18 protein-coding genes are annotated in these 19128 nt (G+C 65.4%); 3 read left to right on the forward strand and 15 right to left on the reverse strand.

Annotated elements, in window-relative coordinates; all coding sequences use genetic code 11:
* Nucleotides 1–10 precede the first annotated feature (10 nt).
* The 10 genes from NFG57_RS17625 to NFG57_RS17670 all read right to left on the reverse strand — a co-directional run bounded on the left by NFG57_RS17625 (nucleotide 11) and on the right by NFG57_RS17670 (nucleotide 11408).
* On the reverse strand, nucleotides 11–1549 hold the full coding sequence (locus NFG57_RS17625; protein ID WP_348814873.1) for an amidase: 1539 nt from the start codon (nucleotides 1547–1549) through the stop codon (nucleotides 11–13).
* A 77-nt stretch (nucleotides 1550–1626) separates the two neighbouring features.
* Complete coding sequence (gene xylB, locus NFG57_RS17630) at nucleotides 1627–3099, reverse strand: xylulokinase (RefSeq protein ID WP_348814874.1); 1473 nt, start codon at nucleotides 3097–3099, stop codon at nucleotides 1627–1629.
* Between the two features lie 61 nt (nucleotides 3100–3160).
* Nucleotides 3161–4633, reverse strand: coding sequence for a mannitol dehydrogenase family protein (locus NFG57_RS17635; RefSeq protein ID WP_348814875.1), 1473 nt, complete (start codon nucleotides 4631–4633; stop codon nucleotides 3161–3163).
* A gap of 60 nt (nucleotides 4634–4693) precedes the next feature.
* Nucleotides 4694–5317 carry a nucleoside triphosphate hydrolase gene (locus tag NFG57_RS17640; protein WP_108132238.1) on the reverse strand — a complete coding sequence of 208 codons (624 nt, stop codon included), beginning with the start codon at nucleotides 5315–5317 and terminating at the stop codon, nucleotides 4694–4696.
* 25 nt (nucleotides 5318–5342) lie between these two features.
* Entirely contained in the window at nucleotides 5343–6146 is an 804-nt protein-coding gene (locus NFG57_RS17645) for an L-iditol 2-dehydrogenase (protein ID WP_348814876.1), read from the reverse strand.
* Nucleotides 6143–6823 (reverse strand): HAD-IA family hydrolase, encoded by a 681-nt coding sequence (locus NFG57_RS17650; protein ID WP_213231605.1) that lies wholly within the window; start codon nucleotides 6821–6823, stop codon nucleotides 6143–6145. Before NFG57_RS17650 ends, NFG57_RS17645 begins: the two co-directional genes overlap by 4 nt.
* A 9-nt stretch (nucleotides 6824–6832) precedes the next feature.
* Nucleotides 6833–7975: a sn-glycerol-3-phosphate ABC transporter ATP-binding protein UgpC gene (gene ugpC, locus NFG57_RS17655; RefSeq protein ID WP_045991259.1), complete on the reverse strand. Its 1143-nt coding sequence runs from the start codon at nucleotides 7973–7975 to the stop codon at nucleotides 6833–6835.
* 155 nt (nucleotides 7976–8130) lie between these two features.
* Nucleotides 8131–9021, reverse strand: a complete 891-nt coding sequence (locus tag NFG57_RS17660) for a carbohydrate ABC transporter permease (RefSeq protein WP_045991260.1) — start codon at nucleotides 9019–9021, stop codon at nucleotides 8131–8133.
* Between the two features lie 56 nt (nucleotides 9022–9077).
* Nucleotides 9078–9968: a sugar ABC transporter permease gene (locus NFG57_RS17665; RefSeq protein ID WP_045991261.1), complete on the reverse strand. Its 891-nt coding sequence runs from the start codon at nucleotides 9966–9968 to the stop codon at nucleotides 9078–9080.
* Between the two features lie 90 nt (nucleotides 9969–10058).
* A complete protein-coding gene (locus NFG57_RS17670) occupies nucleotides 10059–11408 on the reverse strand; it encodes a sugar ABC transporter substrate-binding protein (protein ID WP_108450158.1) in 1350 nt (449 codons plus the stop codon).
* A 752-nt stretch (nucleotides 11409–12160) separates the two neighbouring features.
* Here NFG57_RS17670 and NFG57_RS17675 point away from each other — a divergent pair.
* Nucleotides 12161–13468 (forward strand): MFS transporter, encoded by a 1308-nt coding sequence (locus tag NFG57_RS17675; protein ID WP_348814877.1) that lies wholly within the window; start codon nucleotides 12161–12163, stop codon nucleotides 13466–13468.
* A 151-nt stretch (nucleotides 13469–13619) separates the two neighbouring features.
* Here the strand turns inward: NFG57_RS17675 and NFG57_RS17680 are convergent, their stop codons facing one another.
* The 4 genes from NFG57_RS17680 to NFG57_RS17695 form a co-directional block, all read right to left on the reverse strand.
* Nucleotides 13620–14579: a sugar-binding transcriptional regulator gene (locus NFG57_RS17680; protein ID WP_045994626.1), complete on the reverse strand. Its 960-nt coding sequence runs from the start codon at nucleotides 14577–14579 to the stop codon at nucleotides 13620–13622.
* Between the two features lie 68 nt (nucleotides 14580–14647).
* Nucleotides 14648–16003: a HAMP domain-containing sensor histidine kinase gene (locus tag NFG57_RS17685; RefSeq protein WP_348814878.1), complete on the reverse strand. Its 1356-nt coding sequence runs from the start codon at nucleotides 16001–16003 to the stop codon at nucleotides 14648–14650.
* Entirely contained in the window at nucleotides 16000–16677 is a 678-nt protein-coding gene (locus NFG57_RS17690) for a response regulator transcription factor (protein ID WP_045994628.1), read from the reverse strand. The genes NFG57_RS17685 and NFG57_RS17690 overlap by 4 nt, the downstream gene beginning before the upstream one ends.
* 48 nt (nucleotides 16678–16725) lie before the next feature.
* Complete coding sequence (locus NFG57_RS17695) at nucleotides 16726–17115, reverse strand: PepSY domain-containing protein (protein WP_348814879.1); 390 nt, start codon at nucleotides 17113–17115, stop codon at nucleotides 16726–16728.
* A gap of 167 nt (nucleotides 17116–17282) precedes the next feature.
* On the opposite strand from NFG57_RS17695, the gene NFG57_RS17700 reads away from it, so the two are divergent.
* Together NFG57_RS17700 and NFG57_RS17705 are read left to right on the forward strand one after the other, a co-directional pair.
* Nucleotides 17283–17762, forward strand: a complete 480-nt coding sequence (locus NFG57_RS17700; RefSeq protein ID WP_348814880.1) for a PepSY domain-containing protein — start codon at nucleotides 17283–17285, stop codon at nucleotides 17760–17762.
* Nucleotides 17752–18105: a hypothetical protein gene (locus NFG57_RS17705; protein ID WP_045994631.1), complete on the forward strand. Its 354-nt coding sequence runs from the start codon at nucleotides 17752–17754 to the stop codon at nucleotides 18103–18105. The genes NFG57_RS17700 and NFG57_RS17705 overlap by 11 nt, the downstream gene beginning before the upstream one ends.
* A 34-nt stretch (nucleotides 18106–18139) precedes the next feature.
* On the opposite strand, the gene NFG57_RS17710 is transcribed toward NFG57_RS17705, so the two are convergent.
* Nucleotides 18140–18985 carry an ion transporter gene (locus tag NFG57_RS17710; RefSeq protein ID WP_348814881.1) on the reverse strand — a complete coding sequence of 282 codons (846 nt, stop codon included), beginning with the start codon at nucleotides 18983–18985 and terminating at the stop codon, nucleotides 18140–18142.
* Nucleotides 18986–19128 lie beyond the last annotated feature (143 nt).

Below are 19128 nucleotides of genomic sequence, written 5' to 3' on the forward strand. Positions count from 1 at the left end.
GCGTACGCCATTAGGGCTCGCGCTCGAGCCAGTCGGGTGCGGCCTGCTCGAAGGCATGAGCCCAGCGCAGCAGGTCGCGATCACGGCGATGGGGAGCGATGAGCTGGACGCCCATGGCCTGGCCGTGCGGGTTGAAGCCTGCGGGCAGATTGATCACCGGGCACCCCGACAGGGAGCCGGCGATCACCACCTCCATCCAGCGATGGTAGGTGTCCATCGTTCGCCCGGCGATCTGCCCGGGCCAGGGTGTGTCGACGTCGAAGGCAAATACCTGGGCGCTGGGCAGGGCCAGCGCATCGAAGCGCTCGAACAGTCCGAGCAGACAGGCGTACCAGGCACTGCGCTCGACGTTGGCGCGGTGCACATCCAGCGCCGTTCGGCCCATGCCCTGCTCGACCTCCCAGCAGGCCTCGGGCTTGAGCTGGCAACGACGGCTATCGTCGGCCCAGACCTCTGACAGACTGCCCGCCACCGCCCACTGGCGCAGCACCAGCCAGCTTTGCCACAGCCGCTCGGGTGACATCTCCGGCACCACCGGCTCGACCCGGGCACCGAGGCGCTCGAACACCGACAGCGCCCCCTGGCAGACGTCCAGCACACCCTCTTCCATCGCCAGGTAGCCCTGCCAGTCGCCGAGCCAGCCGATACGCAGGCCCGACGCCGCGTCAGCGTCATCGAACGGATCGGCGAGACGCTCGGGATCATCGGCGAGTGACAGGGGAGCGCGGGGGTGGGCCCCGGCCTGGGTCGCCAGCAGCCTGGCAAGGTCGCCGACGCTGCGCGCCATGGGCCCTTCGGTGGCCAGCTGATGGCCGAAGATATCAGGGCCTGGACCATGGGGAACGCGACCGAAGGAAGGCCTCATCCCGAACAGGTTGTGGTAGGCGGCGGGGTTTCGCAAAGACCCCATCATGTCGCTGCCATCGGCCACCGGCAGCATGCGCATGGCCAGGGCGGCAGCGGCCCCGCCGCTGGAGCCACCGGCGCACAGGGCGGGATCGAAGGCGTTGCGGGTCGCGCCGAAGACGCGGTTGTAGGTCTGGGAACCGAGGCCAAACTCCGGCGTGTTGGTCTTGCCGACAAAGATGGCACCGGCCTCACGCATCCGCCTGACCATGATGCCGTCCTGCTGTGGCACCTGACCCTTGAACAAGGGCGAGCCCATCGAGGTCGGCAGGTCACGCGTGGCCGAAAGGTCCTTGATCGCCTGGGGAATGCCGTGGAGCCAGCCGCGAGAGCGCCCCGCCGCCAGTTCGCGGTCGCACTCCCCGGCCTCTTCCATCAGCACCTCGTGGTCACGGCGAGAGACGATGGCGTTGACCACCGGGTTGGCCGCGTCGATCTGTGCCAGGTAGGCGTCCATCACCTCGCGGCAACTAAGCTCTCGTGCATGGATCGCCCGGGACAGCGCAAGCGCTCCCAGCGCCAGGATCTCGCGCTGGGCAGGGCTGGTGGCGCCCTCGCCCACGGACGGAGCAGAGGATGAAGCGCCGGGCGGTGAGGTGGGCGAATCAGACGGTAAAGGTGACGATGGCGGTGGAATAGGCATGGCGTCCTCGCTGCACGGCATTGAGACGAGCGGGCTGGCCCGACATGTTCCAACGCTAGCGGGCGGAGCCTCAGCTGTCATCCATGCAGACGATCGAGGGCGACCAGCCAGCCCAGGTAGACCTCACCATAGCGCTTGACTCGGCCTGCGTCGGGCTCGGCCCGGGAGCCTTCATCCAGCTGGACCAGCGTCTGACACAGCTCGTCCAGCTCGCCCTCCCTGGCACACCAGGCCGCCTGGATGGCGCCGCCAAGCGCGGCGGCGTCGGTCACCCGGGGGCACACCACCTCGGTGGCGGTGATGTCCGCCACCATCTGGCGCCAGGCGGCGCTGTGGGCGCCGCCGCCGATCAGCCGAATCTGGCGTGCCTGGTCGGCCAGCGGCCCCATCAGGTCAAGGCCGTAGCGCAGACAGAAGGTAGCGCCCTCCACCACCGCGCGACACAGATGGGCGGGGCTGGTGTTGCGGCTGGTCAGGCCGAGAAAGGAGGCGCTGGCCTCGGGCAGGCTCGGTACCCGTTCGCCGTTGAAGAACGGCAAGACCGTCACGCCATCGGCGCCCACAGGCGCCTGGGCCAGGGCCTGGTTGAACCCCGCCAGGTCGAGACCGAACAGCTCACGCACGCGATTGGTGGCCGAGGTGGTGTTCATGGTGCAGACCAGCGGCAGCCAGCCCGCGTGGCTGGCGCAGAAGTTGGCGACCATGGCGGAACCGGCCAGCACCGGGTGATCGGAGTGGGCGCAGACGGTACCCGAGGTGCCAAGGCTCACGGTCACCTTGCCCGGCACGATGTTGCCGGTGCCGATGGCGCCGAGCATATTGTCTCCGCCGCCGCTGGCGACCGCGACGCCTGGGGAAAGCCCCAGCTCCCGGGCCAGCACCGGCCGGACCTGCCCTGCCGTGTCGCGGGAATCGATCAGTCTTGGCAGCGCCCGGGCCGGGTCTAGCTCCGGGGCGATCCACTGCCACACCTCAGGACTCCAGTGCCGTGAGCGACTATCGAAATAACCGGTACCCGAGGCGTCTCCCGCCTCGCTGACACGCTCGCCGGTCAACCACAGATTGAGGTAGTCGTGGGGTAACAGCACGCCATCCACGCGATCATAGATGTCGCGATGGTGCTCGCGCAGCCAGGCCACCTTGGAGGCGGTGTAGCCGGTCTGAGGCACCAGGCCGAGCCGCGTCAGGCAGCCCTCTTCCCCGCCCAGAGCGCCTATCAGGGCCTGGTTGTGGGCATGGGTCTCGGTATCGCACCACAGCTTGGCCGGATACAGCACCTGGTCCCTGGCATCCAGCGCCACCATGCCATGCTGCTGGCCGGAGACACCGATGCCGCGGATATCACCGGCGCTGACACCGGCCGACGCGATCGCCGCGTGGAAGGCGCCGATAAAGGCCTCGATCCACTGTGCCGGGTCCTGCTCGCGCCGTCCTCTGGCGCCCTCGATCATGCGGTGGGGTCGACTGGCCTCGCCGATGGTGGCGCCACGCGCCAGATCCACCACCACCACCTTGGTGCTCTGGGTGCCACAATCCACACCGAGATACATGAAAAGATTCCTCGTTGGCGCATCGACACGGTGCGTCGAAGCCGACGCGCTCACCGGTGGGTCAGGACGCCAGCGCCTCCAGGGTCGCCCTGGCGCCCTTGTCCTGCAACAGCTTCAGCGCCTCGACGTAGGCCACCACGAAGCGCGGCGAGTCGGCGAGATCCCCGAATAGCTCACGGTTCTCGATAAAGGCGGTGGGGTGCTCGCGCTGGGAACCGGCGAGCTCGGTCAGCCGATCCTTCCAGCGATCGACGATCACGATGGGCTGGCCCTGCTCGTCCACGCCTTCGGCGTAGCGCGCCCAGCTTGCCACCACCGCGGCAGAACGCTTGAGTTCGCCGCCGTGTTCGAGCTGGTGACGAATGACCGGCAACAGCCACTTCGGGATTCGGTCCGAGCTTTCAGCACAAAGCCGCGATAGCGTGTCCCGCACCTCGGGATTGGCGAAGCGCTCGATCAGGGTGTGCCGGTACTGATCGAGATCGACGCCAGGGACCGGAGGCAGTGTCGGGCTGCCCTCCTCGGCCATGTAGCCAAGCAGGAAGTCGATGAACAGCGGGTCCTGACAGACCTCATGGGCGTAACGATAGCCGGCCAGATAGCCGACATAGCAAAGCGCCTGGTGGCCTGCGTTGAGCAACCTGAGCTTCATCAGCTCGTAGGGCTCGACGTCCTCGACCAGCTGCACGCCGACCTCATCAAACGCCGGTCGGTCACTGGCAAAATGATCCTCCAGCACCCATTGGGTGAAGGGTTCGCAGATCACCGGCCAGGCGTCTTCCAGTCCGAAGCGCTCGGAAAGCTCCTCGATGTCGCCCGGCGTGGTCATCGGCGTGATGCGATCGACCATTGAACTGGGGAAAGGCACTTCCGCCTCGACGTACTGCCCGAGCGCGCGATCACGAGCGTAGGCAAAGGCCGTAAACATGCGCCTCGCCACCTCGCCGTTGCCCGGGATGTTGTCGCAGGACATCACCGTGAAGGGCGGGATGCCGCGCTCGCGCCGGCGCTCGATCGCCGCCACGATCAGGCCAAAACTGGTACGCGGACGCTCGGGGTTGCACAGGTCATACACCACCTCGGCGGCATCGAGATCGAACTCGCCGGTGACCGGGTGGACGTTGTAGCCGCCCTCGGTCACCGTCAACGAGACGATCCGGATGGTCGGGTCCGACAGTGTCTCTATCACCGCCTCGGGGTCGTCCGGCGCGAACCGGTAATCGATGATCGAACCGATGACGCGTGGTTCCAGCGCGCCATCGGGATGCTTGACCACCAGGGTATAGAGGTGGTCCTGGCTGGCCAGCGCCTCCTGCATGCGCTTGTCGCCTGGCATCACGCCGATGCCGACGATACCCCAGTCATGGGCCTGCCCGGCTTCCATCAGACGATCCAGGTACATGGCCTGATGGGCCCGATGAAAACCGCCGACGCCGAAATGGGCGATGCCCGGTGTCAGCGCCCGACGATCGTAGCTGGGCACCGAGAGATGCGGAGCGAGGCCAGCCAGTTCCGCGTTGCAAAGTCGTGTCATGAAGGCTCTCCGCCAGATGAACAATGAGAAAGCAGAGCCGCTTTCCAAAAATGGGATTGGCTAGTGCCAGTGGAGATCGGCGGTGATCGAGCGGGTCTTGATCAGGCGCGCGTTGAGCATGTCCTTGTCCCGGGTCTTGGCGATGGCCCCGGCCTGGTCCTGGCCCATGCCGAGCCAGCGCTCGATCAATCGCTGCTCGAGCACCGTATCGGCGACCTCGAGAAACAGGCTGAAGTCGAAGTAGTCCGCCAGCGCCGGCCAGGGCCCGTGATCCAGCAGCAGGTAGTTGCCCTCGACGATCAGCACCCGATGACCGGGCGTGATCACCCGGGCGCCCGCACGCGCCAGGTCCAGCGGTCGGTCGAATACCGGTACGGCCACGTCCCGGTCGGCTCGCTTCAGCCGCGCCAGGTCATGGCGCAGGCCATCCACATCGAAGGTTTCCGGTGCGCCCTTGATGGGCAGCAGCCCCTGCGATTCGAGTACGCCGTTGTCGAAGTGATAGCCATCCATGGGCACCACCTCAGCGACGCCGGGTTGCCGCTCGTTGAGCTGACGCGCCAGCCAGGCGGAGCGAAAGGACTTGCCGGCCCCCGGCGGGCCGGCCAGAGCAACGATATAGCGCGCCCTGCCCTCGCTGCGCGTCAGCAGTTCGTCAGCGATCGCTTCCATGGTGGGGGTCATCTGTCACCTCGCTCGTGCCCGTGGCTCAACTCATCCAATTGCCGCCATCGACGTTCAGGGTCTGGGCGATGACATAGTCGCTGTCGGCGCTGGCCAGAAACACCGCAGCGCCGGCGTAATCGTCCGGTCGCCCCATGCGGCCACAGGGCACCGCCTCGCCGACCAGTCGTTTCTTCTCGCCCAGGGGGCGTCCCTCGTAGCGGGCGAACAGGGCATCGACCTCGTCCCACATGGGGGTATCGACCACCCCCGGGGCGATAGCGTTGACACGGATACCGTGGCGAATCAGGTCCAGCGCGCAGGACTGGGTCAGACTGATCACCGCTGCCTTGGTGGCGCAGTAGGTGCTGACCAGAGGCTCGCCACGCCGCCCGGCCTGGGAGGCCATATTGATGACGACACCGCCACGTTTCGCCTCGACCATGGCCCTGGCCACCGCCTGCAGGGTGAAGAACAGCCCCTTGACGTTGACCGCGAACTGGCGCTCGAAGTCGGCCTCATCCACCTCGAGCACCGGCGCCATGCCAAATACCGCCGCATTATTGACCAGCACGTCGATACCGCCAAAACGTTTCTCTACCTTTCGAACCATAGCAGTGATGGCGGTGTTGTCGCGGACATCCAGCGCAGTACCCATCGCACGCTCACGGTCGAAACCTTCCAGCGCCTGCTCGATGGCCTCGCTGTCGACATCCGCGATCACCACGCGCGCGCCCTCCTCGGCGTAACGCCGGGCGATGGCGAGCCCGATCCCGCGTGCACCACCGGTGATCACGGCGGTCTTGTCCTGGAGCTTGCCCGCCACCGGGCCAACAGAGCCGTCTTTCATACGCTGGCCTGCTGACGCTGCTGCCAGTTGGACACCAGGGCGGGCAATTGCGCCATATGGGTCATCACCTGCCACACACCGAGTTGGCTCAGCCGTTCTGCGTGATCGGCGGGCAGATGGCTTGCCCCGACGAAGCCGATGACCGTCATGCCGGCGGCCAGCGCGGCGCTGGCACCGGCGATGGAGTCCTCGACCACCAGGCAGGCACCAGGGCTGACCCCCAGGGTCTCGGCGGCCAGCAGGTAGACGCCGGGATCGGGCTTGGGCTTGTCGACCTGCTCGGCACAGAAGATCGGCGCCGTGCCCAGTACCTGATCCAGACCGGTACGCGACAACGAAGCGACGACCCGCTGACGACGACTGTTGGAGACCACCGCCTTGGCACCGGGAATCGCCGACAGCGCCTGCGCCACGCCATCGATGGCGGTGAGTTCGCGAGCGAGGCGGGCTTCGATCTCGTCGTCGAGCAGGGCCAGCGCGTCCTTGGGCAGCGCGTGGGCGCTCTGGCCGTCGAGAAGTTCGAGAATCGCCGCGGTGGTGCGGCCCAGGGCTTCATTCAGGGCCGCCTCGACGTCGAGGTCGGGTAGCCACTCGGCCAGCCGCTCGGCCAGGGTCGCCTCGGCGATCACCTCACTGTCCACCAGCACGCCATCGCAGTCGAAGATCAGGGTCGTCATGGTCGCTCCTCAGGCTTCCGCGGTACTGGCGGCACGATTGTCCTGGCGGGTCAGCGATGCCAGCGGGTGACGCTCCAGGCTTGCCAGCGCCAGACCCTGCTCACCGAACAGATGTGCCCGGCCCGGCTCGAAGCCGAAGCGGATCTCGTCTCCCACCCGGTGGGTCACGTCGCCATCCACCATCAGCGTCAGCAAGTCGCCGTCCATCTCCACGTACAGCGAGGTCTGTCCGCCCAGCCGCTCGATCACGCTGACGCTGGCCTTCAGCGGTCCCTGGTCGTCGAGCATCAGATGCTCGGGACGGATGCCGAGCTCCAGCGCCTGGCCCTGGGCCACCTCATCGCCTTCCACCGGCACCTTGACGGTATCGCCGCCCGGCACACGCACCTCGACCCCCTGGGCGTCGCCGGCAACGGCCTCGACCTTCAGGAAGTTCATCTTGGGCGAGCCGATGAACCCCGCCACGAAACGATTGCGCGGATGGTGATACAGCTCCATCGGCGAGCCGACCTGTTCCACCACGCCGCCCTGGAGCACCACGATCTTGTCGGCCATGGTCATGGCCTCGATCTGGTCGTGGGTCACATAGATCATGGTCGCCTTGAGCTCTTCGTGCAGACGCGCCAGTTCGATGCGCATCTGTACCCGAAGCGCCGCGTCCAGGTTGGACAATGGCTCGTCGAACAGGAAGATGCTGGGGTTGCGCACGATGGCGCGGCCGATCGCCACACGCTGGCGCTGACCGCCGGAAAGCGCCTTGGGCTTGCGCTCGAGCAGGGGCTCCAGCTGCAGGATCTTCGCCGCGTCCAGCACTTTCTGGCGGCGTTCCTGCTGGGACACCCCCGCCAGCTTGAGGCTGAAGCCCATGTTGTCCTCCACCGTCATGTGGGGGTACAGCGCATAGCTCTGGAACACCATGGCCAGCCCCCGCTCCGCCGGCCCCAGGTCGTTGACCCGCTGGCCGTCGATGACGATATCGCCGTCACTGGTGCTTTCGAGTCCCGCGATCATCCGCAAAAGAGTTGACTTGCCGCAGCCGGACGGGCCGACGAAGACCACGAATTCCTGGTCCTTGACCTCCAGATCGACGCCCTTGATGACGTGGGTGTCGCCGAAGCTCTTGACCACCTGGTTGAGTGTCAGTGTTGCCATCTTGTTGTCCTCGAAGTTCTGTCAGGGGCGCCTCGGCGCCGCCTGGAATATCTGTCTGGTGGTGCGTCGTTCACCGCGCCGAAGGTCAGACCACGGACCATTTGTTTCTGGGCTTGTGAAGAGCGCCAGCCGAAGTTTCTCGTCGATCAGTTCGCTCACTTCACCGCGCCAAAGGTCAGGCCACGGACCATTTGTTTCTGAGTCAACCACCCAAAAATCAGGATCGGCGCGATGGCCATGGTCGAGGCCGCCGACAGCTTGGCCCAGAACAGTCCCTCGGGGCTGGAGAAGGAAGCGATGTAAGCGGTCAACGGCGCCGCCTGAGAGGTGGTCAGGTTCAGGCTCCAGAAGGCCTCGTTCCAGCTCAGGATCACCGACAGCAATCCGGTGGAAGCGATCCCCGGCAGGGTCAGCGGCAGCAGCAGGTACCACACCTCCTGGAAGGTGCTGGCACCGTCCATGCGGCCCGCTTCCAGAATCTCCCTGGGCAGGTCCTTGAAGAAGGTGTAAAGCATCCACACCACGATCGGCAGGTTCATCAAGGTGTAGACGATGGTCAGGCCGATGCGGGTATCGAGCAGGCCGAAGTCGCGAAACAGCAGATAGATCGGTACCAGCACGCCCACCGAGGGCAGCATCTTGGTGGACAGCATCCACAGCAGGGTGCCCTTGGTGCGCTTGGTCGGCAAAAAGGCCATGGCATAGGCCGAGGGCACCGCGATCAACAGCGCCAGCAGGGTCGAACCAAAGGAAACGACAACACTGTTCCAGGCGAACTTGAGATAGTCGGCTCGCTCCTGTACCTCGACATAGCTTTCCAGCGTCGGGGTGAAGATCAGACTGGGATCGGCGATGGCCTCGGCTTCGGTCTTGAAGCCGGTGACGATCATCCAGAAGATCGGAAAGAATATGATCAGGGCCACGCCCCAGCCCAGCAGGGTGATGCCGAACTTGCGCCTGCGCTGGGCGCGCAGGGCCGAGGCACCTCGCCCGGCGTCGGCGACCGGCGCCTTGACGCTGTCGCCGGTGGTAGTGGTGGTGGTCATGTGGTGCACCTCGTCAGCTTGTTGTTGGTCGATGGGTCGTCAGCGGCCGCAAGGCGCTACTGCTCGAGGTTCTTGGCCACCATGCGCACCAGGAAGATGGCGACGATGTTGGCCAGGATGATGGCGATGACGCCGCCGGCGGAGGCGGTGCCCACGTCGAAGTCGAGCAGCGCGCGGATGTAGATCAGGTAGGCCAGGTTGGTGGTGGCCAGCCCCGGTCCGCCCGAGGTGGTGACAAAAATTTCGGCGAAGATCGTCAGCAGGAAGATCATCTCGATCATCACCACCACGCTGATGGCACGCTTCAGGTGCGGCAGGGTGATGTAGAAGAAGATCGCCACCGGGCCCGCACCATCCATGCGCGCCGCCTCGACCTGATCGTCATCCAGCGACTGCATCGCGGTCAGCAGGATCAGCAGCGCAAAGGGCAGCCACTGCCAGGACACGATGATGATGATCGAGGTCAGCGGCAGGCTCGAGAACCAGTCCACCGCCGGCAGCCCCAGGCTCTCGGCGAGCCAGGCGAATACGCCGTTGGCCGGGTGCATCATCATGTTCTTCCACACCAGGGCGCTGACCGTGGGCATCACGAAGAACGGCGAGATCGCCAGCACTCGGGCGACGCCGCGCCCCATGAAGTCCTGCTGGAACAGCACCGCCAGCAGGGTGCCACCGACCACGGTGATGGCCAGTACCCAGCCCACCAGCAGCAGGGTGGTGCCCATCGCCGACCACAGCGCCGGGTCGGTTAGCAGGTATTCGTAGTTCTCGAAACCGGCAAAGCCGGTCATGCTCGGCATCAACAGGTTGTAGCGCTGAAACGAGAACCAGACGGTCATCGCCAGCGGCACGATCATCCACAGCAGCAGCAGAGTAACGGCCGGCGCCTGCAGCGAGAGGGTGCGAAGCCCTCCGACGGTGCGCCCGGAAGTACGGTTCTTGTTCATGGGGGATCACGCTTGGTCAGGCCTGCGGGGTAAGTCCGCAGGCGATCGGAGCCAGGGGCCGACCGTGGGAGGCCGGCCCGCGAACGAGCTTCAGTCGGTGTAGCCGGCGCGCTTCATGGTGCGCTCGGTGGCCCGCTGGGCGGCGGACAACGCCTGCTCGACGCTGGTCTCGCCGGTCAGGGCCGAGGCCACCATCTGGCCGACCTGGGTGCCGATGGCCTGGAACTCGGGGATGCCGACGAACTGGACGCCCACGTAGGGGTTCGGCTCGAGGCTCGAGTCGAGCGGGTCGGCCTTGCTGATGGCGTCGACCACGAAGCTGGCGAAGGGCGCGGCCTCGATGTACTCGGCGTTGTCGTAGGTGGACTGGCGAGTGCCGGGGGGCACGCTGGTCCAGCCTTCACGCTCGCCGACCAGGGCCACGTACTCCGGCGAGGTGGCCCAGGTCACGAACTGACGAGCCGCATCCTTGGCATCCGAAGAAGCGGGGATGGCCAGCGCCCAGGCCCACAGCCAGTGAGAGCCCTTGGGGGTCTCGGCCACCGGCGCCGGGGCGAAGCCCAGTTGGTCGGCGACCTGGGACTCGTCGGCATCGAACAGCTTGCCCGCCGCCGAGGTGGCGTCCACCCACATGGCACAGTTGCCGCGCGAGAACAGCGCCAGGTTTTCATTGAAGCCGTTGGAGCTGGCACCGGCCGGACCGTAGTTGTCGAGCAGGTCGACGTAGAAGGCGACCGCCTCCTGCCAGGCCGGGCTGTCGATCTGGGCGTTCCAGTCCATGTCGAACCAGCGGCCACCGAAGGTGTTGGTCAAGGTGGAGACGAAGGCCATGTTCTCGCCCCAGCCCGGCTTGCCACGCAGACAGATGCCGGCCACTTCGCCGTCGTCGTCATGCAGGGCTTCTGCCCAGTCGCGCACCTGGCTCCAGGTGGGCTGCTCGGGCATCTCGATACCGGCCTCGGCGAACAGATCCTTGCGGTAGTAGAGCATCGAGCTTTCGGCGTAGAACGGCAGCGCGTAGAGGCTGCCTTCGTGGCTCAGGCCATCGCGCACGGGTCCCAGCAGGTCATCGACCTGATAGCTCTCGGGCAGATCATCCAGCGGCTCGAGCCAGCCCCGCTCGGCCCAGATTGGGGCCTCGTAACTGCCGATGGTCATGACGTCGAACTGGCCACCCTGGGTGGCGATATCCGTGGTCATGCGCTGACGCAGCACGTTCTCTTCCAGTACCACCCAGTCGAGGGTGATGTCCGGATGCGCCTTCTCGAACGCTTCGGTCAGGCTCTGCATGATCACCATGTCGTTGTTGTTGACGGTGGCGACGGTGATGGTCTCGGCCTGGGCGGCTGACGCGCCCAGCGACAGCACCAGCGCGCTTGCCGGCACCAGCGGCCTGGACAGCGCCGCGCAAAGAGGACGGAGGGTGTAAGACGGCTTCATGGCGCACTCCTGATCGTTACCCGCTTGGCGGGGATATTGTTGTACCGCCGACGCGAATCCTCGGACTCGTCGTGGTGGTCGGGCCTTGCGTGCATCCGAGCAAGCCAACGCTGCGGATACCTCTCCCAGAAAATGATCAATCAAATCACTTGATGATCAAATGATCGGACACAGCCACACAAAACGCAAAGCCGATAGCTTTAGACTTTAGCGGTACACGGACGCCTTTCAGCCCCTGCCCCGGCAACCACTCATCGACGTAAATCAGCCAAACGTCTGGCCTTCACCGAGCTCGCACAAAACAGCAAATATTAGATATTCAGCCTCTTCATTACCTTGTTGTTTAAAGGCTTTTCATCCTCCCATGGTAGTTTCCCGCCCCTGGCTTCAGCCTGGCCCCTTACCTCGAAAAGCCGTTGTAACAGTCAGTACTTTCTTTAAAATCAAACAATTACTTTAACCCTCTCCTTATTTTCCATATATAGAAATCTTATTCCCTATATGGAATAAAATTGACGCTCTCAGACCCGCCTCCTAGGCTTCGATCGATCGCTGATCCGGCAGTTCGATGCGTCCTTTGCGGCACTTCTGCAGATCCACCGCGCGACCTGTCATTTAGTTCCCTGCCTTCTCGTCCGGTGCCCCGGGGCCCTTGCGTGAAGCGCCGGCCAGGGCCTCGCCGAGCATGCCTGCAGGCCCCACGCCACCACGCATGCCAAGCCAATCGATCCTGGATCGAGGGAGCCACAACAATGACAGACCACGCTGCTCTGCCTCCGGCCATCGCCAACAAGTCCAATCGCAAGCGCTACTTCCAGTTCAGTCTGATGCTGCTGGCGGCCGGGTCCATCTACCCCCTGCTCTACCTGCGCCAGAATTTCGAAACACCGATCCTCGAGGTCTTCGACATCACCTCGAGTGAACTCGGTAACTTCTATTCCATGCTGGGTGTCGTGTTCTTCCTGTGCTACCTGCCCAGCGGCTGGCTCGCCGACAAGTTCTCGCCCCGCCTGCTGGTGACGGTCTCCATGGCCGGCACCGGGCTGCTCGGATTACTGTTCGCGACCATCCCTTCCGGCGTCATGCTGACGATGGTCTTTCTCGGCTGGGGACTGACCTCGGGGCTGACCTTCTGGTCGGCGATGCTGAAGGGGGTGAAGATGCTGGCCAAGAAAGACGAGCAGGGCCGCTTCTTCGGTATCCTCGATGGCGGGCGCGGACTGATCGAGGCGATCCTGGCGACCATTGCGATCAGCCTGTTCGCCTACTACCTCAACGACCAGCAGGACAACACCACCGAGGCGCTCAAGGTGGTGGTCTACATGTATTCGTTCACCTGTCTGGTGATCGCCGCCTTGACCTTCATTTTCTTCACTCGCCATGACGGCTCCGAGATACGCGCCAAGAAGATCAAGACCAGCGGCAATGTACTCGCCGACCTCAAGCATCTGGCGTCGATTCCGGCGCTGTGGCTGGTTGCCCTTATCATCCTGTGCGGCTACCAGCTGTTCTGGGCGACCTATTCCTTCTCGGCCTATGTCCAGGAGGGATATGGCGTCACCGCCGTCGCCGCCGGCGCCATCACCGTGGCCAAGCTGTGGATGCGCCCTATCGGCGGCATCACCGCCGGCTTTCTCGGTGACCGCTTCGGCAAGACCAATGTGCTGGCACTGCTGTTTCTAGGCGCCACCGCCTTTCTGGCCACCTTGATCCTGATGCCGACCTCGGTGGGCACGGTGGCCTTGCTGGCGGTGGTGCTGATGATCGGTGTGCTCACCTATGCGTTGCGCGGACTGTACTGGGCGATACTCGATGACTGCGATATTTCCATAGAGGTGGCGGGACTGGCCATCGGCGTAATCTCGCTGCTCGCCTACACCCCGGACATCTTCCTGCCACAGATCTACGGCTTCCTGTCGGCACGCTTCGAGGCGGTCACCGCCTACCAGCTGTACTTCGGCTACATCGCCTGCATGGGCATCGTCGGGATGCTGGCATCGCTCAAGCTCAAGGCGATCACCGCGCGCAAGGAGCAGCAGTTGCAGCACCAGCAGGCGTGAAGGCATGAAGGCCAGATCCACACGAAGTGACGAAGAAGCGCGTCAGACAACACCCTCGCGCCCCGGCGAGCCGCCGGGGCGCGAGGGTGCCAGGAAGGGTGTCAGGAAGGGGGCCAGGCAAAGGCGCTCGACGATACAGCGGCCGCGCTGCCTAGATTTGCGAGGAAAGGCGCTCGACGATATAGCGCGCCGCCTGATCGTCGGTGATCAGACTGGTCAACCAGCCGCCGCGCAGCGCGGCCAGGATGGCCGGCCCCTTGTCGCGGCCACCGGCCACCGCCACCATCGCCTGACGCTTCAGCGTGGTCAGCGGCAGGCTGGTCACTCGCTGACTGGTGGAGCAGTCGATCAACCGGCCATCGGCATCCATCGGCCAGCCCACCAGCTCTCCCACGGCGTCCAGCGCCAGCAGCTCGTCGAGTTCCGACTCGCTGATGAAATGATCCTGAAACAGCGTCGCCTGGCGATCGATCCGCCCTACCCCGACGAAGGCCGCGCTGGCCTGTTCGGCCACCTCGCCGATGGCGCGGAACAGCGGCTGTGCCGCCAGCGCCCGCTTCTCCTCGACCGAACTGGCGACCACCGGCGTCGGCAGCAGGTAGCGCTCGCCGCCGGTCTTGTCCGCCGCCACCATGACCCCGTCGTAGCGGTTGGACGAGCCGTCCCTGGCCACGTTACCGACCAGCGAGACGAAGCGATGACGTGGACGGTCGATCCGGCTCAAGGCCTCCACCGTCGCACGAATCGAGCGGCCGGAGCCCAGCGACAGGGTCTGCGGCTCGCTGCGCTCGATGATGCGTGACAGACGCTCGGCGCCGGCCACCGCCAGGTAGGGGGTACTGTCCTCGGCGGTGGCGGACGCAGGCACCACGTCGCAGTAGTCCAGTTCGAAGCGTTCACGGATGGCCTGGGACAGTGCGGTGCAGTGGGCCACGGGGTGGTCGATATGGACCTTGACCAGGCCTTCCTGCCTGGCCAGCGCCAGCAGTCGCTGCACGCCCGGCCGGGAGACCCCAAGCTGTGCGGCGATCTCATCCTGCGTCTGTCCACCCACATAGGAAAGCCAGGCGGCTCGTGCGGCCTGGTCCAGCTTGACCTCGAACTTGTCCACGCATCGTCTCTCTGGCTGATCGTACAGCCTGCATCATCGCAAGCCAGGGACACCGGCACAACGCAGGCTTACTCGGCCAGCGCCTTTTCCAGCAAGCCGCCGGGCAGCGTGACGCTTACCCTCAGTCCACCGAGCGCCGCGCGATCCAGGGTCATCGTACCGCCGTACAGCGACACCAGTTCCTCGACGATGGAAAGCCCCAGCCCACTGCCGGGGCGGCGCTCATCCAGACGCACGCCGCGCTTGAGTACCGCCTCACGCTCTTGCGCGCTCATGCCCGGACCGTTATCTTCCAGACGCAGGCGCACGCTGTCGCCTTCGAGCCAGAGATCGAGCTCGACCCGGGTACGCGCCCAGTCGATGGCATTCTCCAGCAGGTTGCCGGTCAGCTCCTGCAGATCGTTGGGATCGATGCGCAGCGCCAGCCCATCCGCCACGCGGGTCTCGAGATGGATACCACGACGCCTGGCCAGCCGAGACAGGCCGTCCAGCACCGGCGCCAGCACTCTGGCCAGACGTACCCTGGCGGCCAGGGCGGCGCTGCCGACGGCGCTGGCACGAGCCAGGTGGTGGCGCACGGCAGCATCGATACGTCCTAGCTCCTGGCGCATCCTGGCTCGCTCGGTCTCGGGAAGGCGTTCCGCCTGGGTCATCAACACGCTGACCGGCGTCTTGAGCGCGTGGGCCAGATTGCCGGCGGTGGCGCGACCGCGCTCGATCAGCCGTCGGTCATGGTCGAGCACCTCGTTCATGGTCACCGCCAGTTCCGCGAGCTCGGTCGGCAGCCGGGTATCGAGGCGCTCCCGCTGGCCGCCCTTGACCGCCGCCAGGTCCGCGTGAAGCGACCTCAAGGGCGCCAGCCCCCAGCGGATCTGCAGCGCCAGGCCGGTCAGCAACAGCACGCCGAGCCCAAGCAGCGACAGCCATAGCAGCCATTCGAAGCGTGCCACTTCGGCATCGAGCTCCTGACGGCTGACCGCCAGGCTGACGTGAACGGGGTGGGGATGCCCCGACAGCCTGAGGGAACGCTCGACCAGCCTCAGCCGCTGCCCACGAGGCCCTTCGATGGTGCGCCAGACGGTGTCCGGGGAGGCGGTGATCGGCAGGCGCTGATCCCACAGCGAACGCGAGCCCCGGGACAGGCGCTCGCCGTCGCTGATCTGCCAGTACCAACCGGAGAACACCTGATCGAAGCGCGCATCGCCGAGACTGTCGTTGACCACCAGGGCACCGCTCTGGGAGTCTCGATCCAGGGCCGCCAGCAGCACCCGGTGCATCGACGACAGGCGTTCGTCGAACGAGGCCGAGGCGGATTCGCGAAAGCTGTAGGACAGCCCACCGCCGACCAGCGGCAGGATCACCAGCACCAGCACCAGCGACGCCAGCAGCAGCCGCCGGGTCAGCGAACCGCGCGGCGGCGTCACGGCGCATCCTCTCCCGCCGGGGTCACCAGGCGATAGCCCTCGCCGCGCCGTGTCTCGATCCGCTCGCTGCCGAGCTTGCGCCGCAGGCGACTTATCTGGACGTCGATCACGTTGGAATCGGGTTCATGGTCACGGTCGTAGACGTGCTCGGCCAGCTCGGCGCGACTGACCACCCGCTCGCGGGCGTGCATCAGGTAGGACAACAACCGTGACTCCTGAGCCGTCAGCGCCACCGGCCTGCCGGCCAGCGTCACGGCCCCCGTGTGGGTGTCGAAGCTGAGCGCCCCGGCGCTGAGCACCGGGTGGGCGTGGCCGTGGCTGCGGCGCACCAGGGCCCGCAGCCGAAACATGACTTCGGCGGTCTCGAAGGGTTTGGTGACGTAGTCGTCGGCCCCGGCAGAAAAGCCCGCAGCCTTGTCGGACCAGCGCTCTCGCGCGGTCAGCACCAGCACCGGCAGGTCGATGTCGTCGTCGCGCCACTGGGCCAGCCAGCGGGTGCCATCGCCATCCGGCAGTCCCAGGTCGAGCACGACTGCGTCGTAGCGCTCGGTGCGCAGCAGAAAATCCGCCTCGCCTCCGGTCGCCGCGACCTCCACCAGCAGCCCGCCTTCCTCGAGGGAGGCGGCGAGCGCTTCGCTCAGCGCCTGGTCATCCTCGACCAGCAGAATCTTCATGCCACGCCTCCTCCGGCGTCATCCCTGTATTGCGGTGATCCCCGCGGGCTAGTCGGTATCGCGCGGCGCGGGGCGCTGCATGGCATCGATGCCGACCCCTTCGATGCTCAACAGCTCACCACTGCCTGCGTCGAACTCGAACTCCACGACCTGTCCCTGGGCGCCGACCAGTTCGATCTCGTAGAGGATTCTGCCGTCGTCACGTTCGAGCTCCACTTCGAGCACCTGCCCGTCGTAGCGCTCATCGAGCCAGTCCAGCAGCGTCGGCAACGCCACCAGCCGGCCCTCACGCACCTCCTGGTGCAAGTCACGCCAGTCGTCATCCGCGCGGGCGAAACCGATACCCAGCGACTCGCTCGCCAGCGCCGCGAGGCTGACGTCGTCGCTCGGGCGCGGGGCCTGGGCCAGGCTCGCGGCCATCACGGACGTGCATAGCAAGAAAAGTGTCTTGGAGGTCATGAGGCGAAGTCTGACCCACTGCAGATGAATGAAAGATGAACGATCCCGTCAGGCTGGCGACAGGTCCCCCCTGTCAGGATGGTCCCACTCGCCGAGATCACCAAGCACACGGTGAGCTTACCTCAACAGCGAATGGAGTCCCCAGCATGAACAAGACTGTCACCCTGAGCCTGGCCGCCCTGACCTTGAGCGGTACCCTCGCCACCAACGCCATGGCCGACGATGAAGCCGTCAACCGGGAGGAGATCGACCGCCTGCTGGCCAGCACCGGGGAGTACGGCTTCACCCACTACGATGAGCTGGGTATCGACGACGGCGATCGTTTCGAGGCGGAAGGCTGGCGCGACGACGGCTGGCGCCTGGACGTCGACATGGACCTGCGTGACGGCAGCCTGCTGGGCGAACAGCGGCGCCAGAGCGAGATCCCGACCTGGAGCCTCAGCGGCGACGATGTCGGCAAGGCGCTGGACGCCGCCCAGTCGGCCGGCCTGGAACTGTTCAGCTCGCTGGATGTCGACCGTACAGGTGATATCGAGATCGAAGGCTACGACGCCCAGCACCAGGAGCTCGAGGTCCGCCTCGATCGCCATACCCTTGACGTGACCGGAGTCCAGCATGACGACTGATCATTCCTTCAGCACCGACGACTACCAGCACAACGCCGCCTGGAGGGCGGCGTCCCGTTGGCAGCAACGCGCTCGCCAGGCACGCCCCACCCGCCGGATGGGTGGCTTCAAGCTGGCTCTCGCCACCCTGGTCGGCGCCGTCACCCTGGTGCTGGCCACCATGATGGCCCTGGTGCTGAGCCTGGTGGGACTGGCGCTGATGCCGCTGGTGCGTCACCGCATGAAGAAGCGCATGGAGGCCTACCGCGCCGATCATGCCGACGACATCACGCCGGGGGCGACCACCCGAGCCCCCGGTCAGGACGATGCCCGCGTGTGGGAAGGCCAGTATGAGGTCAAGTGAAGCACCCGGGAGGCGATGCAGCGGCGAGTGTGCGTCACTCGCGCGGATCGCCTCCCGGCAGCTGTTCGGGACCGGGCTCGGGCACCTGATCAGACCCGCCTGCCCGGTCTTCACGGGCAACCTGTCCGCTTGACGGGGCGTCGCTGCTCCCATCGAGTGCCCCCCTCAGGGCCACCACCTCGGCCTTGAGTTCTCGCACCTCGCGGTGCAACTCTCGCAGCATGTCTCGATTGACCCGATGCAGCCGTTCGGACTCGTCCTCCTGATCATCGATGAACAGTGAACCGACGTAGGCCGCGAAGCTACCGAACAGACCCACACCGGCCACCATCAACAGCGCCGCCACCACCCGTCCCAGCGACGTCACCGGATAGTAATCGCCGTACCCCACCGTGGTGACGGTGACGAAGGCCCACCACAGCGCCTCCTCGGCGGTATCGATGGCGCTTTCCGGATTGGGGCCTTCCACCACCAGGATCACCACCGAGCCGAAGATCAACAGCAGTACCGTGGCCGAGGCCACCGAGGCGAAGATGCCCTTGGCCTTGTTGCGAAACAGCAGGTTCCAGATCAGGTGTACCGACTTGATCGCGCGCAGCATGCGGATGATCTGCACTACGCGCACCAGACGGCCAGCCATCAAGAAGCTCACCGGGATACTCGCCAGCAGATCGATCCAGCCCCAGCGCATAAAGCGCCACTTGCTTTCCGCACGGTGAAAACGGATGCAGAAGTCGGCAAAGAAGAAGCCGCAGACCACCAGGTCCAGCTTGAAAATCAGGTCATCGACCTCCGGCGGCAGGTCATTCAGCTCCTGCACCGCCATGGCACCAAGCACGTAAAAGGAGAGGATCAGAATCAGGATCTGAAATGGGGTCAAGCTCTCTTGTTTCATGGGGTTCGACATCGACCGGGAAGCAGAATCACGACCTTACGCGATGCACCGGAAGCTGCCTAGCGGCAGGACACGCCCCGAGCCCTCACCAGGTCAACGTCGACCCCATTGCACCTTTCCCTGTCGAT

The sequence above is a fragment of the Halomonas sp. H10-59 genome (genome assembly GCF_040070555.1).
Taxonomy (GTDB): domain Bacteria; phylum Pseudomonadota; class Gammaproteobacteria; order Pseudomonadales; family Halomonadaceae; genus Halomonas; species Halomonas litopenaei.